14 protein-coding genes and 1 pseudogene are annotated in these 16,201 nt (G+C 69.3%); 11 read left to right on the forward strand and 4 right to left on the reverse strand.

Annotated features, from left to right (window positions below):
• Positions 1 to 239 precede the first annotated feature (239 nt).
• The 5 genes from ACWPN5_RS19585 (at position 240) to ACWPN5_RS19605 (ending at position 3,476) form a co-directional block, all read left to right on the forward strand.
• On the forward strand, positions 240 to 1,181 hold the full coding sequence (locus tag ACWPN5_RS19585) for a YqaJ viral recombinase family protein (RefSeq protein ID WP_200478659.1): 942 nt from the start codon (positions 240 to 242) through the stop codon (positions 1,179 to 1,181).
• 30 nt (positions 1,182 to 1,211) lie between these two features.
• Positions 1,212 to 2,024, forward strand: a complete 813-nt coding sequence (locus tag ACWPN5_RS19590; protein ID WP_492296955.1) for a hypothetical protein — start codon at positions 1,212 to 1,214, stop codon at positions 2,022 to 2,024.
• A 39-nt stretch (positions 2,025 to 2,063) separates the two neighbouring features.
• Complete coding sequence (locus ACWPN5_RS19595; RefSeq protein WP_492296957.1) at positions 2,064 to 2,390, forward strand: hypothetical protein; 327 nt, start codon at positions 2,064 to 2,066, stop codon at positions 2,388 to 2,390.
• Between the two features lie 39 nt (positions 2,391 to 2,429).
• Entirely contained in the window at positions 2,430 to 2,750 is a 321-nt protein-coding gene (locus ACWPN5_RS19600; RefSeq protein WP_145680617.1) for a hypothetical protein, read from the forward strand.
• Positions 2,751 to 2,840: 90 nt separating this feature from the next.
• Positions 2,841 to 3,476 (forward strand): LysE family translocator, encoded by a 636-nt coding sequence (locus ACWPN5_RS19605; RefSeq protein WP_145680618.1) that lies wholly within the window; start codon positions 2,841 to 2,843, stop codon positions 3,474 to 3,476.
• Between the two features lie 25 nt (positions 3,477 to 3,501).
• On the opposite strand, the gene ACWPN5_RS19610 is transcribed toward ACWPN5_RS19605, so the two are convergent.
• Entirely contained in the window at positions 3,502 to 4,581 is a 1,080-nt protein-coding gene (locus ACWPN5_RS19610; protein WP_492296959.1) for a diguanylate cyclase domain-containing protein, read from the reverse strand.
• Positions 4,582 to 4,736: 155 nt separating this feature from the next.
• Entirely contained in the window at positions 4,737 to 7,118 is a 2,382-nt protein-coding gene (locus tag ACWPN5_RS19615; RefSeq protein WP_492296961.1) for a Tex family protein, read from the reverse strand.
• Between the two features lie 408 nt (positions 7,119 to 7,526).
• Here ACWPN5_RS19615 and hyfB point away from each other — a divergent pair, with 408 nt between their 5' ends.
• From hyfB to ACWPN5_RS19645, 6 genes are read left to right on the forward strand one after another with little or no spacing between them, the layout of a single operon-like run.
• Positions 7,527 to 9,560 (forward strand): hydrogenase 4 subunit B, encoded by a 2,034-nt coding sequence (hyfB, locus tag ACWPN5_RS19620; RefSeq protein WP_492296963.1) that lies wholly within the window; start codon positions 7,527 to 7,529, stop codon positions 9,558 to 9,560.
• Positions 9,557 to 10,513, forward strand: coding sequence for a respiratory chain complex I subunit 1 family protein (locus tag ACWPN5_RS19625; RefSeq protein ID WP_492296965.1), 957 nt, complete (start codon positions 9,557 to 9,559; stop codon positions 10,511 to 10,513). The genes hyfB and ACWPN5_RS19625 overlap by 4 nt, the downstream gene beginning before the upstream one ends.
• Position 10,514: 1 nt before the next feature.
• Positions 10,515 to 11,177, forward strand: coding sequence for a hydrogenase-4 component E (locus ACWPN5_RS19630; RefSeq protein ID WP_145680623.1), 663 nt, complete (start codon positions 10,515 to 10,517; stop codon positions 11,175 to 11,177).
• A complete protein-coding gene (locus tag ACWPN5_RS19635) occupies positions 11,174 to 12,631 on the forward strand; it encodes a hydrogenase 4 subunit F (protein ID WP_492296966.1) in 1,458 nt (485 codons plus the stop codon). The genes ACWPN5_RS19630 and ACWPN5_RS19635 overlap by 4 nt, the downstream gene beginning before the upstream one ends.
• A gap of 10 nt (positions 12,632 to 12,641) precedes the next feature.
• Entirely contained in the window at positions 12,642 to 14,183 is a 1,542-nt protein-coding gene (locus tag ACWPN5_RS19640) for a hydrogenase large subunit (RefSeq protein ID WP_492296967.1), read from the forward strand.
• Positions 14,184 to 14,194: 11 nt separating this feature from the next.
• Complete coding sequence (locus tag ACWPN5_RS19645) at positions 14,195 to 14,716, forward strand: NADH-quinone oxidoreductase subunit B family protein (RefSeq protein WP_492296969.1); 522 nt, start codon at positions 14,195 to 14,197, stop codon at positions 14,714 to 14,716.
• Between the two features lie 14 nt (positions 14,717 to 14,730).
• On the opposite strand, the pseudogene mazG reads toward ACWPN5_RS19645, so the two are convergent.
• Together mazG and ACWPN5_RS19655 are read right to left on the reverse strand one after the other, a co-directional pair.
• Positions 14,731 to 15,534 (reverse strand): annotated as a pseudogene (gene mazG / locus ACWPN5_RS19650) (nucleoside triphosphate pyrophosphohydrolase); the annotation flags it as partial.
• A gap of 178 nt (positions 15,535 to 15,712) precedes the next feature.
• Positions 15,713 to 16,132, reverse strand: a complete 420-nt coding sequence (locus tag ACWPN5_RS19655) for a hypothetical protein (protein ID WP_492296970.1) — start codon at positions 16,130 to 16,132, stop codon at positions 15,713 to 15,715.
• Between the last annotated feature and the right edge of the window lie 69 nt (positions 16,133 to 16,201).

Here is a 16,201-nt window from a genome sequence, read left to right on the forward strand (position 1 = left end):
ATTCGGTCACAGCATGACCGCGGCCGCGCCGCATTCTACTTAGTTTTTTGAAAAGGTTCGAAGATTCGATCCTACGGCCAAGCCGCAGGTTCTCTTTTTGTTCTTGAATGCTGCGTGTTCGCAGCCCATATTTACGCTGCTGGTTATGGTTAACGGCGATGGCGCTGCGAAGACGCACCGAACTCGGGGCCGGAACAGAGGCCAGGCACGTGGGGAAACGGCTGGGGGCCGGCAGGGGAATGGCGATTACGGACGCGCAGCGCGCCGCGCGGGCAGGGCGGATCGGGTCTTCCGACGCCACCCGCATCATGGCGGGCGATTGGTTGAGCCTGTGGCGCGAGAAGACGGGGCGGTCGACGCCGGCCGATCTCGACCTCGTCGCCGCGGTCCAGATCGGCATCGCGACCGAACACCTGCATCCCCGCTTCGTGGAGAAGGCCACCGGCCGTCCCTGCGTGCCGGCGGAACGGACCTGGGTCCATCCGGAGCATGACTGGATGGTCGCCCACCCGGACTTCCTGACGTGGGAGGACGGCACGGATGGCGACGCGCCAGACATGCTTGTGGAGGCGAAATTCACCGGCGGCTTCCAGACCGATGCGGAGCTGGCCCAGCGCTACCACTGGCAGGTCCAGCACCAGCTGGTGGTCACCGGTCTCGACCGGGCCATGCTGTCGATCCTGCGCCCCACCGGCCACGCGCTCGTCCGCGTGCCACGGCGGGAGGCCGACTGCGAGCGGCTGATGACGACGTTGGACGCCTTTTGGTGGCACGTCGCCAACGACGTGGAGCCCGGCGACCCGGTGCCCACGGAGGCGCCGGCCTACGAGACTCGCCGGGTGGTCGACATGGCCCGGCACAACCGCTTCGCCGCCTTGGCGGCTGAGCTGGTCGACCGCCGCGCCGCCGCGCTCGCCGCCCGCGAGGCGGAGGCGGCCCTGAAGGCGCTGATGCCCGCCGACGCCCGCATCGCCTTCGTGGCTGGGGATGAGCCGGGCCGTGGCCTGTACCTCGCCCGCGACCGCGAGGGGCGTCTGTCGCTGCGTTACGGCGCGCCGCCGCGGCGGGCGCTCGACACCGCCGAACCGTGGCAGCCCGCCACGGCCGATCCGTCCCCTGACCCGAGCCTGGACGCTGTGCTCAGCGGCGGCTGGGGTGAGGGGAGAGACGAACGCTACTGACCAAAGGGGAACCCGACGACCATGGGACGCATGAGCAAGACCGACACCGTTGCCGAAACCGAGAAGACCGTCAGCACGGCCGCTCCGAAAATTGCCGGTTCCCAGACCTCCACCGCGGGGTCCGCCACCGTGGATGCCGCCGCGGCGGACCCCATGCATCTGTGGAACCGGCTGAAGCGGACCGACCCGAAGGCGACCAAGCCCTTCACCCGCTCCGGCGGCTTCCGCGGCACGCAGATCGACCCGACGTGGCGCCTGATGATGATGACCGAGGTGTTCGGCCCGGTCGGCAAGGGCTGGGGCTATGAGCAGATGGACTGGACCATCGCCGAACGCATGGTCTTCATCTGCGCCCGCGTCTGGTATCTCGACCCGCAGACGGGCGAGAAGTGCTGGACCGGCCCGCAGTGGGGCGGCACCGAGATGGTCCGCCGCCGCAACGGCATCGAGGCGCCGGACGACGAGTGCTTCAAGATGTCGATGACCGACGCGGTGGGCAAATGCCTGGTCCAGCTCGGCCTCGCCGCCGACGTCCATATGGGCCAGTTCGACGACAGCAAGTACCGGGAGGAGGCCGAGGCCTTCTACGCCGCCAAGTCCAACCCGGACCTGCAGCCGGCCGCCATTGCCGCCTTCGAGGAGGAGATCCGCAAGCGGCTCGGCGCCTGCCTGGACCTGGACGACCTGGAGGAACTGTGGCGCACCGGCGCCGGCACCCGCCTGCGCGAGATCGGCACGGTGGACCGCACGGCCCAGCACCGCATCACCAGCCTGTTCGCCCAGAAGAAGGCGGAAATCCTGAAGCAAGACGACGACGAGGGCGGCGATCTGGAGGCCGCCTGAGCCACGCCACTCCTGCGGCGTGGAAGGGAGAAGCCCTGTATGACACCCGCAAGCACGACGACCAAGCACACCCACGCCGAACGCTCGCCCAGCGGCCTGTTCCGCATGAGTTCCTGGGAAGGCGAGATGGAGCGCAGCCACCCGCAGCTTCCACGCTGGTACTGGAACGAGGCGGAGCGCCGCAAGCAGTATGCCCGCTGGGTCGAGGCGGAGGCGGAATCGCTGGCCCTGCGGCTGGCCGGGCTGCTCCGCCCCGACACCCCGGCGGATTCCGCCGGCCCCGCCCGCCTGCTGGTCGAATCGCTGGCCCGCGACGCCGAATGGGCGCGCAGCCTGGAAGACCGGCTGCTTTGCAGCGCCGCGTGATCGAAAGGCCGCCTGATGTTCAAGAAGGATGCACGCGCCATGACCATAGAAGAGGTCCAGTCCCGGCTGCGCGCGGCCCACGCCCGGATCGGGCATGAGGGACGCTTCGCCCTGACGCTCACGCTGAACGGGACCGAGGACGGTTACATCACCCACTGGTTCCGCCCCGACCCGCACGCCTTCGAGGACTGCCGTGCGGTCGGTTCCGGGTCGATCGCCGAGTGCCTCGCCGCCCTCGACCGTTATGTCGAGGCCTACCGGCGCCAGCCGACGACCGAGGAGGTCGGCCGGACGATCGGCCTGCCGGACCTGCCGCCGCGCGCCCACCACGGCGCGAGCTTTCTGATGGCCGCCGAGTGAAGCCGGGCGGGACGCCGCAACCAATTGGTGGCTGACGATCGCGCCCGCCATCCCTAAACTGCGGTCTTCCCGATCAGCGGAGCCGTGTCCATGGATGGGTCCGTTCTTGCCCTTTTGAGCGTTCTCGGCGCCCTGGCCATCGGCGCCATCAGCCCCGGCCCGAGCTTTGTCCTGGTGGCCCGCACGTCCATCGCCGTGTCGCGCCGCGCCGGGCTGGCCGCCGCCGTCGGCATGGGGATCGGCGGCGTGGCCTTCGCAACCCTGGCCCTGCTAGGCCTGCACGCCGCGCTGACCCAGGTCGGGTGGCTCTATCTTGCCCTGAAGATCGCGGGCGGCCTCTACCTTGTCCATCTGGCGGTGCGGATCTGGCGGGGGGCGGCGGAGCCCATCCGCGTTCCGGACGGGACGGCCGAGGCGGACGGTGTCCTCCGGTCCTTCGGGATCGGTCTGGCGACCCAGATCAGCAACCCGAAGACCGCCATCGTCTACGCCAGCATCTTCGCCGCCCTTCTGCCGGCTTCACCGCCGGGCTGGGTCCTGCTGGCACTGCCGCCCTCCGTGTTCCTGGTCGAGGCGGGCTGGTACGCCATCGTCGCGGTGGCCTTCTCCGCCGGCCGCCCCCGTGCTGCCTATCTGCGGTCCAAGACGTGGATCGACCGGCTGGCCGCCTCGGTCATCGGTGCGCTGGGCGTTCGGCTGGTGATGGACGCGGCCACGCCATCCTGAGGGCCAACCCAGACCGCTGCACCGGTCAGGCGGTGCCCAGCTCCAGCCGGTTCTTGCCCAGGCGTTTGGCCCGGTACATGGCCTGATCGGCGCAACGCAGCAGCACGCCGGCGTCGGCACCGTCCGACGGGTAGAAGGCCATGCCGACGCTGGCCGACACCGACAGGTCGAGGCCGGGAATGGGACGGTCGATGCAGTCGATCACCTTCTCCGCCACCGCCCGGGCGTTCTCGACGGAAATGTCTCCCTCCAGCAGGACGGCGAACTCGTCGCCGCCGATGCGGGCGGTGGTATCGCTGCTGCGCAGGGCGCTGGACACGCGTTGCGCGGTGGTCACCAGCACCTCGTCGCCCTTCTGGTGGCCGTGGGTGTCGTTGACCTCCTTGAATCCGTCAAGGTCGAGGAAGAGCAGGGCGAAGCTCCTGTCCTCACGCTTGGCGCGGGCAATGGCGTGCTCCAGCCGGTCTTCGAAGCGGATGCGGTTGCACAACCCGGTCAGCGCGTCGTGCCCGGCGAGGTAGCGCAGCCGCTCCTCCAGATGGTGCTGGGCCGTGGTGTCGCGGGCGATCCCCTCGATTCCGATGGGCCGCCCGGCGGGATCGCGCCGGATGTAGGCGTTGGCGGAAATCCAGAAGACGGTGCCGTCCTGCCGCCGCATCGGCATCCGATGGTCGCGGACCTCGCCGCCCGCCTCCTCCAGCGCCGCGAGGAACTTGGCGCGTCCGTCCGCCTCCACGTAATGGTCGGCGATGCGGGTGCCGATCACCGTCTCGGGGGCCAGCCCGAACTCCCGCGCGAACTGGGGAGAGGCCATGCTGATGCGACCGTCCAGGTCGGTGCGGAAGAAGGAGTCCGGCAGCTTTTCGATGACCGAGCGAAGGTCGGCCTCCGACTGCGCCAGCCGCTCCAGCGTGGAGCGCAGGGCGTCCTCCGAGCGGGTGCGCCGCCGGAACTCCTGGCGCAGGAAGCCCCACAGCGCCAGGGCGGTGAACAGGACGAAGGCCGTGCCCTTGACGTTCTGGATCAGCACCACCTCGCCCAGCCCGGCGGCGTCCAGAACGAGGTCGGACCCCACCACCCACGCGGTGGCAAGGCCCGTGTACAAGCCGACGATTCGGGTTGCCGAAGAAAGCATGGGCGCAACTGCGGTTGGCGTCGGTGCAGACTAGCCTTTGGCGCACGAACCGTCCATGGGAAGAGTACCGGAGTGTGCCGGCACCCGCCCCATGACACGCGTCCCGCTGGGCGCCCGTTGCGGCCTTACCGCTTCTTGCCGGCCTGCGCCCGCGCGAAGGCTTCGGCGAAGGCGTTGTTGATGGGCTCCGGCGCCTTCGCGGGTTTCGGAGCCGGGCCGCCCTTGCCGGGCGGCGGGCCGCGGCGGTCGTCACGGCGGTCGTCACGGCGCCTGTCGTCGCCACGCTGGCCTTCACCCCGGCCGTCCCCGCGACCCTGGCCCTTTTCCGGGCGCGGGGCGGCGTCGGTCAGGCGCATGGTCAGGCCGATGCGCTTGCGCGGGATGTCGACCTCCATCACCTTGACCTTCACGATGTCGCTGGCCTTCACGACGGTGTGCGGGTCCTTCACGAAGCTGGTGGACAGCTGCGAGATGTGAACCAGCCCATCCTGGTGCACGCCGATGTCCACGAAGGCGCCGAAGGCGGTGACGTTGGTCACCACCCCTTCCAGAACCATGCCGGTCTGGAGGTCCTTCAGCTCCTCGACCCCCTCCTGGAAGGTGGCCGTCTTGAACTCCGGACGCGGGTCGCGGCCGGGCTTCTCAAGCTCCTTCAGGATGTCCTCGATGGTCGGCACGCCGAACCGCTCGTCGGTGAAGTCCTCGGCGTTCAGCCCGCGCAGGAAGCGGGCGTCGCCGATGACGCTGCCCAGATCCTTGCCGGTCTTCTTCAGGATGCGCTCGACCAGCGGGTAGGCCTCGGGGTGGACGGCGGAGGTGTCCAGCGGGTTGTCGCCCTCGCGGATGCGCAGGAAGCCGGCGGCCTGCTCGAAGGTCTTCGGGCCGAGGCGCGCCACGTCCAGCAACTGCTTGCGCGAGCGGAAGGCGCCGTTGCGGTCGCGGTGCTCCACGATGTTGCGGGCGATGGTCTCGTTCAGGCCGGACACGCGGGTCAGCAGCGGGACGGACGCCGTGTTCAGGTCGACGCCGACGGCGTTCACGCAGTCCTCCACCACCGCGTCCAGCGAGCGGGCGAGCTTGCCGCCCGATACGTCGTGCTGGTACTGGCCGACGCCGATGGACTTCGGCTCGATCTTCACCAGCTCGGCCAGCGGGTCCTGGAGGCGGCGGGCGATGGAGACGGCGCCGCGCAGGCTGACGTCCAGCTTCGGGAACTCCGCCGCCGCGGTCTCCGACGCGGAATAGACCGACGCGCCGGCCTCGCTGACCACCAGCTTGGTCAGCTTCAGCTCCGGGTGGCGCTTGAACAGGTCGGCGACCAGCTTGTCGGTCTCGCGGCTGGCCGTGCCGTTGCCGATGGAGATCAGCTCCGCCTTGTGGCGCACCGCCAGGGCGGCGATGGCGGCGATGGCGCCGTCCCAGTCGTTCCTCGGCTGGTGCGGGTAGACGGTGGCGGTGTCGACCAGCTTGCCCGTGGCGTCGACCACGGCGACCTTCACGCCGGTGCGGATGCCGGGGTCGAGGCCGATGGTGGTGCGCGGGCCGGCCGGGGCGGCCAGCAGCAGGTCATGCAGGTTGCGGGCGAAGACGCGGATGGCCTCGTCCTCGGCGCGCTCGCGCAGGTCGCCCATCAGGTCGGTCTCGACATGCGGGCCGATCTTCAGCTTCCAGGTCCAGCGCACCACGTCGGACAACCACTTGTCGGCCGGGCGGCCCTGGTCGCGGATGCCGGTGTGGGCGGCGATGGTGCGCTCCGCCGGGTGGGGCTGCCCCTCCTCGACCGGCAGATCCAGGCGGATGTCCAGAACGCCCTGGGTCCGGCCGCGGAACAGCGCCAGCGCGCGGTGCGAGGGCACCTTCGCCCAGGGCTCGTCGAACTCGAAGTAATCGGAGAATTTGGCGCCCTCGGCCCGCTTCTCCTCGATCACCTTGGCGGTCACCACGCCCTTGTCGGCCATGGTGGCGCGCAGCCGGCCGACCAGCTCGGCGTCCTCGCCGAAGCGCTCCACCAGGATGTGGCGGGCGCCGTCCAGCGCCGCCTTGACGTCGGCCACGCCCTTGTCGGCGCTGACGAAGCCGGCAGCCTCGGCGTCCGGCGGAAGCGTCGGATCGGCGAGCAGACGGTCGGCCAGCGGCTCCAGCCCCGCCTCGCGGGCGATCTGCGCCTTGGTGCGGCGCTTCGGCTTGTAGGGCAGGTAGAGGTCTTCCAGGCGCGTCTTGGTGTCGGCCTGGCGGATCTGCAGTTCCAGCTCCGGCGTCAGCTTGTCCTGCTCGCGGACGGAGGACAGGATCGCCGCGCGCCGGTCTTCAAGCTCGCGCAGGTAGGACAGCCGTTCCTCCAGCGTGCGCAACTGCGTGTCGTCGAGCCCGCCCGTGGCCTCCTTGCGGTAACGGGCGATGAAGGGAACGGTCGATCCTTCGTCGAGCAGCTTGACGGCCGCGGCGACCTGGGATTCGCGGACCGAAAGCTCGTCGGCGATGCGTTGGCTGATGGACGTGGACGGCATGGAGGACCGGTGACTGGTGAAAGGGAAGGGTGCCTCCTATAGCGCGAAGGGGGCCTTCCCGGCCAGTGCCGATCTGGGAGAGGCGGGGGAGACCGGTCCGGAGGCCGGTCCGGAGCGGACGCGCGAGTCCGGAACCCGATTCTTGCGAAAAAGTATAGTCAAAGAAAAACTCCGCGCGATTCACGCGTCGTTAACCTTAACGGGCGCATATCTTCCCCTGCAACTTGGTTGCGTTTCCTCCCGAACAAACTCCGGCGGCTCCCGATTTGGTGAGCCGCCTTTTTTCTGTGCGCGTGGCGCCCAAAGCACGCGCATCCACGAGATGAACACGACAGAGTTTTTCCCCTTGCGTTCATTGGGAGAAACATCCTTACTGATTGTGGGTCTAATCCAAACGGATTCGCTGCCTTGGGACTGGTCGTTTCGGCAATCGCCTTTCTGTTCGCAGTGGCCGTCGTCGGCGCCGCGGCGAAGCGGCTGCCGCAAGCACCCACGGTGGTCTATGGCGGAACGGCGGCGGCCTGTGCGCTGATCGCGCTGTGGGCGGCGCTGCGGCTGGCCGGGGGCGGGGCGGACGCCGACTTGGTCCTGCCGGTCGGACTGCCTTGGATCCAGGCCCATCTGCGCGCCGACGCGCTGTCCGCCGTCTTCCTGATCGTCGTCAACCTGGGCGGCATCACCGCCAGCCTGTTCGGCTGGGGGTACGAGCGGGCGCATCACGAATCCCATGGTGCTTCTCAGGACGGCCCGGTCCTGCCGCTCTACCCGCTGTTCCTGGCGGGCATGAACATGGTGCTGATCGCCGCCGACGCCTTCACCTTCCTGCTGTCCTGGGAGTTCATGTCGCTGGCCTCCTGGCTGCTCGTGCTCTCCACCCACCGGGACCCGGACACGCCCAAGGCGGCGCGCCTCTACCTCCTCATGGCGAGCTTCGGGACGGCCTGCCTGCTGCTGGCCTTCGGGGTGTTGGCGACGGCGCACGGCGACTACAGCTTCGCCGCCATCCGCGCCCACGCCCCGGCGGCCGGGGCCGCGGCGTTGGTCGTGGCGTTGATTCTGTTGGGGGCGGGGTCGAAGGCCGGGCTGGTGCCGCTGCATGTCTGGCTGCCGCTGGCCCATCCGGCCGCCCCCAGCCACGTCTCGGCCCTGATGTCCGGCGTGATGACCAAGGTCGCCGTCTACGCGATGATCCGCGTGCTGTTCGACCTGCTGGGCGAACCGGAGTGGTGGTGGGGCTGCGTGACCATGGGATTCGGCGCGCTGACCGCCGTGATGGGTGTGCTCTACGCGCTGATGCAGGACGACGTGAAGCGGCTGCTCGCCTATTCCACGGTGGAGAACATCGGCGCCATCGTCATCGCGCTCGGGCTGGCGCTGGTCTTCAAGGCCGCCCACACGCCGGTGATCGCGGCGCTCGCCCTGGCGGCGGCGCTGCTGCACGTCGTCAACCATTCCCTGTTCAAGAGCCTGCTGTTCTTCGCGGCGGGCGCCATGCTGACCGCCACGGGGGCGCGCGACCTGAACCGGCTGGGCGGGCTGATCCACCGGATGCCGACCACCGCCGTCCTCGCCCTGATTGGCGCCGCGGCGATCTCGGCCCTGCCGCCGCTGAACGGCTTCGTCGGGGAATGGCTTCTGTTCCAGGCCATCCTGAACGCCCCGGCCTTGTCGGAATGGTCGCTGAAGATCGAGATCGCCGTGGTCGGCGCCGCCTTGGCGCTCGCCACCGCGCTCGCCGGCGCCTGCTTCGTCCGGCTCTACGGCATCGCCTTCCTGGGCCGCCCGCGGTCGCGCGCCGCCGCGGAGGCGGTCGAAGTCGGGCGGGCGATGCGGCTCGGCATGGCGGTCCCGGCGGTGCTCTGCGTCGTTCTCGGCGTCCTGCCGACTCCGCTGATCCGCCTGTTCGAGCCGGCGCTGCGCCTGCTGGTGGAGGCCGGGCCGTTCGACGGGCGCGCCTACCAGCCGTGGTTCTGGCTGGCCCCGACTTCGGCCATCGGCAACTCCTACAACGGCCTGATCATGCTGGTGGTGATCGCGCTGCTGTCGGTCGTGCTGGTGCTGGGCATCCATCGCAAGGCGAGCGACCGGGTGCGCTGGTCGATCCCCTGGGGCTGCGGCTTCGAAGGGCCGGACCCGGCGGCGGTCACCCAATACACGGCCTCCAGCTTTGGCCAACCGATCCGCCGCGCCTTCGGCAGCACGGTGTTCCGCGCCCGCGACCATGTGGACATGCCGGCACCGGGCGACACGCGCCCCGCCCGCCTGTCGGTGACCTGGACCGACCCGGCCTGGGTCGTGGTGGTGGAGCCGCTGGCCCGCGCGGTGGGGTGGCTGGCCGAGAAGGCCAACCGGTTGCAGTTCCTGACCATCCGCCGCTACCTGACCCTGATGTTCCTGGCGCTGGTCGTGCTGCTGGTGATGGTGGCGGTGACGCAACGATGACGCCGCTGCTCGCCACCCTGTACCAAATTCTGCAGATGCTCCTGGTGCTGGCACTGGCGCCGCTGCTGACCGGCTGGGTGCGGCTGGTCAAGGCGCGGCTGGTCGGGCGGCGGGGGCCGTCCGCTCTCCAGCCCTACCGCGACCTGCTGCGGCTGCTGCGCAAGGAGGTGGTGCTGGCCCGCAACGCCTCCTGGCTGTTCCGCTCCGTCCCCTACATGATGTTCACGGCGATCTGGCTGGCCGCCGGGCTGGTGCCGGTCTTCACCACGCAACTGGCGCTCGCCCCCACGGCGGACCTGATCGCGCTAATCGCCCTGCTCGGCTCGGCGCGCTTCTTCCTGGCGCTCGCCGGGATGGACACGGGGACGAGCTTCGGCGGAATCGGCTCGTCGCGCGAGATGATGATCGCGGCGCTCGCCGAGCCGGCGATGCTGATGATCGTCTTCTCGGTGGCGATCCTGGTCCGCAGCACCTCGCTCGCCGAGATCGCCGACTTCATGATGTCCGGCGCGGTCGGGCTCCGCATCTCCCTGGCGCTCGCGCTGATCGCCCTGGTCATGGTCGCGATCGCCGAGAACGCGCGCATTCCCATCGACAACCCGGCCACGCACCTAGAGCTGACCATGGTGCACGAGGCCATGGTGCTGGAGTACTCCGGCCGCCATCTCGCCCTGGTCGAGGCGGCGAGCATGCTCAAGATGCTGCTTTACATGGCGCTGATCGCCTGCGTCTTCGCGCCCTGGGGCATGGCCACCGCCGGGTCCGGCGTGGCGGCGGCGCTGGGCGGCGTGGTCGTCTTCGTGGCGAAGCTGGCCGTCGGCGGGACCCTGCTGGCGCTGTTCGAGACCTCCATCGCCAAGATGCGCGTCTTCCGGGTCGGCGAGTTCCTGGGCGGCGCCCTGCTGCTGAGCCTGCTCGGCGCGATCTTCCTCTACGTGTCGCGGGGGGTATGAGGTGAGCGACCTGGGCTATGACGCCGCGCACATGCTGGGGGCCGTCGTCCTGCTGATGAGCTTCGCTCTGCTCTACCAGCGGCGGCTGTTCTCCCTGCTCAACGTCTTCACCCTGCAGGCGCTCGCCCTGACCGCGACGGCGGCGTGGCAGGCCTACTCCCACGGGGAGCCGCACCTCTACATCACAGCACTCCTGACCCTGGTCCTCAAGGCCATCCTGATCCCGGTGGCGTTGCACCGCATCATCGTGAAGATGAAGATCCACCGCACGATCGAGCCGGCGCTGGGCATCGGGCTGACCATGGTGGCGGGCGTGTCGCTGGTCACCCTGTCGATCCTGCTGGTTCTGCCGGTGACGGCCGACGCCACCGCCCTGACCCGCGAGAACCTGGCGCTGTCGCTGTCGGTCGTCCTGCTCGGCCTGCTGATGATGATCTCCCGGCGCAACGCGGTCAGCCAGGTGGTCGGCTTCATGTCGATCGAGAACGGGCTGATCCTGGCGGCGGTCGGCGCGGCCGGCATGCCGCTGGTTGTCGAGATGTCGGTGGCCTTCTCCGTCATGGTGGCCTTCATCATCTTTGGCATCTTCCTGTTCCACATCCGCGAGCGGTTCGACACGCTCGACATGCAGAAGATCGAGAGCTTCCGGGGGGAAAGCGATTGAGCGTCGTCGCCGTCATCGTCGCCACCCCGCTGATCGGCGCCGCCGTCCTCGCCCTGGTTCCCGGCCACCGGCTGGGCGCGCGGCTGAACATCGGCTTCTCCGCCGTCACGCTGCTGGCGTCCCTGGTCCTGTTCGGGCTGGAGCCGTCGAGCGGCGCGCTGTTCGTGGTGGACGCCTTCAACATCTACCTGATCGCGCTCACCGCCTTCGTCGGGCTGACCACCAGCGTCTTTTCCGCCGGCTACATCGCCCACGAGATCGCAGTGGGCAAGCTGGACGAGCGCAAGCTGCGCTTCTACCACGCCATGTACCAGGCCTTCATGTTCACCATGCTGCTGGCCCTGTCGGCCAACAACCTGGGCGTCATGTGGGTGGCGGTGGAGGGGGCGACCCTGACCACCGTGCTGATGGTCAGCCTCTACCGCACCGCCGCCAGCATCGAGGCGGCGTGGAAATACTTCATCCTGTGCGGCGTCGGCATCGCGCTCGCCTTGTTCGGCACCATCCTGATGTACATGGCTGCCCAGCCGGTGATGGGACCGGGCATGGCGGCGATGACCTGGACGGAACTGATGGGCCACGTCGCCAAGATCAGCCCGGCGATCCTCAACCTCGCCTTCGTATTCCTGCTGATCGGCTACGGCACCAAGGTCGGTCTGGCGCCGCTGCACGCCTGGCTGCCGGACGCCCACGCGGAGGGGCCGACGCCGATCTCCGCCGTGCTGTCGGGCCTGCTGCTGAACGTGGCGCTCTACGCCGTGCTGCGCTTCAAGATGCTGCTGGCGGCGAACGGGCAGGCCATCGCGCCGGGGCCGCTGATGATCGCCATGGGGCTGGCCTCGCTGCTGCTGGCCGGGCTGATGCTCTACCGGCGGCGCGACGTGAAGCGCTTCTTCGCCTACAGCTCCATCGAGCATATGGGCATCATCACCTTCGCCTTCGGCATGGGCGGGCCGCTCGCCAACTTCGCCGGGCTGCTGCACATGGCGATGCACAGCCTGACCAAGTCGGCCATCTTCTACGCGGTCGGCCACGCCGTGCAGGTGACGGGGACGCAGCGGATCGAGCGGATTTCCGGCCTGACGGTCAGCCATCCGGCGCTCGGTTGGGGCCTGCTGGCCGGGGTCGTGGCCATCGCCGGGTTGCCGCCCTTCGGCGTGTTCATGAGCGAATTCCTGCTGGTCACCAGCACCTTCGCGCGGCAGCCGGTGCTGGCCCTGCCGCTGGTCGTTGGCATCCTGGTCGCCTTCGGGGCGCTGGTGCTGCGGGTCCAGCAACTGTGCTTCGGCGCGCCGGGCATGGTGGAGGGCAGCGGCGTTCCGGTTGCCGAGGTGCCGCTGCAGGGGACGCTGGTTCCGCTCTACGCGCATCTGGCGCTGGTTCTGGTGGCGGGGGTCTGGCTGCCGGGGCCGCTGGTCGCGTGGTTCCAGGCCGTCGCGGCGCTGCTGGGGTAGGGGAGGCGGCATGTACGGGGAAGAACCGCTGTTCGGCCTGTTGAACCGCATCGGCACGCCGGTTGAGGGGCACCGGCCCTGGCCGCGCTACCGGCTGGGACGCGACGGCTGGCTGCGCCTGATCGAGGAACTGGCGGGCAACGGCTGGAGCCTGCTCGGCCTGTGGGGGGAGCCGAAGGCGGTCCACGCCGCCTTCCGCGAGGATTTCTCCGGCGACGTCGCGGTGGTCAGCCTCGACTGCCCGCAAGGCCGTTTCCCGAGCCTGAGCGCCGTGCGCCCCGCCGCCAACCGGCTGGAGCGCGCCGCCCACGACCTCTACGGCTTGGTGGCGGAGCGCACCACCGACCCGCGCCCCTGGCTGGACCACGACGCCTGGGGCGTGCGCCGTCCCCTGTCGGAGCAGCCGGCGGCCCCGGTTCCCAGCCCCGGCCCCTACACCTTCCTGCCGGTGGAAGGCGAAGGGTTGCACCAGATCCCGGTCGGCCCCGTCCACGCCGGCATCATCGAGCCCGGCCATTTCCGCTTCACCGCCAACGGCGAGACCGTCGTCCGGCTGGAGGAGCGGCTCGGCTACGTCCACCGCGGGGTGGAGGGGCTGATGCAGGGCAGGCCGGTGGCGGAGACGGCGAGGCTGGCCGCCCGCATCTCCGGTGATGCGACGGTGGCGCACAGCCTCGCCTTCGCCCGCGCGGTCGAGGCGGCGCTGGGGATCGAGGTGCCGGCGCGGGCGGTGTGGCTGCGCGCCCTGATGGCCGAGCTGGAGCGGATCGCCAATCATCTCGGCGATATCGGGGCGATCTGCAACGACGCCGCCTTCGCCTTCATGCTGGCCCAGACCAGCCAGTTGCGGGAGCGCGTGCTGCGCACCGCGGACGCCTGCTTCGGGCACCGGCTGATGATGGACCGGGTGATCCCCGGCGGTGTCGCCACCGACCTGCCGGAGCGCGGCGCGGGCCTGCTGCTGGAGCTGGTGGCGGAGCTGCGCAAACGCTTCCCACCGCTGGTCGCGGTCTATGACGGCAAGGCGTCCTTGCAGGACCGCACGGTCACGACGGGGATCGTCTCCGCAGAGCTGGTCACCCGCTTCGGTGCCGGAGGACACGTCGGACGCGCCTCCGGCCGTGACCAGGACGCCCGCCGCAGCCCCGGCTACGCGCCCTACGACGAGCTGAATTTCGAGGTGCCGGTGCTGACCGAGGGCGACGTGAACGCCCGCGTCTGGGTGCGCATCCGCGAAGTGGAGCAGTCCCTGTCGCTGATCGAGCAGATCGTCACCCGCCTGCCGGCGATTTCGCGCGGCCTCGACCACCCGTCGGTCCCGCTGGAGGCCGGCCGGGGCGGGGAGGGCATGGCCTTGGTCGAATCCTTCCGCGGCGAGATTCTGACCTGGGTGCGGCTGGACGGGGAGGGCATGGTCGCCCGCTGCCACCCGCGCGACCCTTCCTGGTTCCAGTGGCCGTTGCTGGAGGCGGCCATCGGGGGAAACATCGTCGCCGACTTTCCGCTGTGCAACAAGTCGTTCAACTGTTCCTACGCGGGACACGACCTGTAAGGAGGCCGCCGATGCTGAAGCACATCCTGACCTCCCTGACCGGCGGCCCTGTCACCGAGGCCGCGCCTGCCCCCGCCGATGCGGCTTTGGCGGAGCTGGCCGGACAGTTGGACAAGGCCGCCAAGGCTCGGCTGGGCCGCAGCCTGTCGATCCGCGAGGTCGACGCGGGGTCCTGCAACGGCTGCGAGCTGGAAATCCACGCGCTGAACAACCCGATCTACGACCTGGAACGGTTCGGCATCCGCTTCGTCGCCTCGCCGCGGCACGCCGACGTCCTGCTGGTCACCGGTCCGGTCGCCCGCAACATGCGCGAGGCACTGATCCGCACCTGGGACGCCACGCCCGGCCCGAAATGGCTGGTGGCCTGTGGCGACTGCGCCGTCAGCGGCGGCCTGTTCGCCGGCGGCTACGCCTGCGTCGGTCCGGTGGAGGAGGTGCTGCCGGTGGACCTGCGCATCCCCGGCTGTCCGCCACGACCGGCCGATCTGCTGGCCGGCCTGCTGGCCTTGCTGGAGACCAGCGCGGCGCGGTGAGGGCGGGTCAGGAACTCGCCGCGTTCCTCGCGCTTGGCCTGCTGCCAGAAGGCCTCCATCTCGTCCAGCGTCGCCTCCTTGGGGGTGCGGCCCTGCTCGGACAGAAGCGCCTCAATGCGGTGGAAACGGCGTTCGAACTTGGCGTTGGTGCCGCGCAGCGCCGATTCCGGCTCGACCTTCAGGCGGCGGGCGAGGTTGACCAGAGCGAAGAGCAGATCGCCCAGCTCGTCGGCCACCCGATCCGGGGCGGAGCCGCTGTCCATCTCATGCCGCAGTTCGCGGACCTCCTCCTCGATCTTGTCGAGGATGTCCCGCGCGTCGGTCCAGTCGAAGCCGACGCGGGCGGCGCGGTTCTGCAGCTTCAGGGCGCGGGTGAGGGCAGGGAGACCGGCGATGACGCCCTCCAGGGCGGACGGGGCGCGGCCTTCCTCGGCGGCCTTGGCGGCGCGCTCCGCGGCCTTGTGGTCCTCCCAGCGCGAGGTCTGCATGTCGGCGCCCTTGACCTCCTCGGCGCCGAAAACGTGCGGGTGGCGACGAATCATCTTGTCGGCGATGACGCCGGCGACCTCGTCGAAGTCGAACAGATTCTCTTCGCGGGCCATCTGGCTGTAATAGACCACTTGGAAGAGCAGGTCGCCCAACTCCTCGCGCAGCGCCGGCATGTCGCCTTTTTCGATGGCGTCGGCCACCTCGTAGGCTTCCTCGATCGTGTGCGGCGCGATGGTGGCGTAGTTCTGCTCCAGATCCCACGGGCATCCGCCGTTGGGGTCGCGCAGGCGGGCCATGACGTCGATCAGGCGGTCGATGTTGCGGGACATGGGAAGGTCTTCTTCGGCAGCGGGATGGAATGGGTCAGCGACCTTAGCGGACCCGTACCAGCGAGAAAAGAGCGTGCGCCCCGCCGGAGCATTGAAATCATATAAGAGAGATTATGGAAAATAAGTTCTTGAAGAAGCGAGGAGGGCGCCTTTGGCAGCCCTCCGGTCCTCGATGGCTTCAGCCTCCGCGGAACCCCTTCAAGCTTTCGGCGGGTGGCTGAGGTGGAAAATCCGCGCCGCGGGCGGCCTGGATCAGCGATTCCACGAAGGACCGGTACGGATCGCCGGAAGTCTTTGCGGATTCTGCCGGTTCGATCGGCGCGTCATAGCCGGTGTCGCTCGGAGTAAGCGCTCCATACTCGGAGTTCTCCAGGGTCGGCGACAGAAAAATCGAGTGGGTCGTCGTCTCCGGCTCGCCGACGTGACGTTGGGAGGGCTTCAGCGAGAAGTTCCCATCAGCGTCCGGCATCGACAGGATCATCACGCCATGCTCCACCGCCTCCTTGTCCCGCGCGTTCTGCCGCGCGTCGTTGTCGAAGGCGCTTCGTGGGTAGACGCTCTCGATGCTTGAGGGATCGTGGATGTTGGCCGTCTGCATGGATCACCCGCCGTTGTTGCGTTGGTCCAACACATGGTGGCGATGGCGGGTTCCGAGGGATCGCGGGCC

Source organism: Azospirillum sp. UENF 211521 (assembly GCF_058780535.1).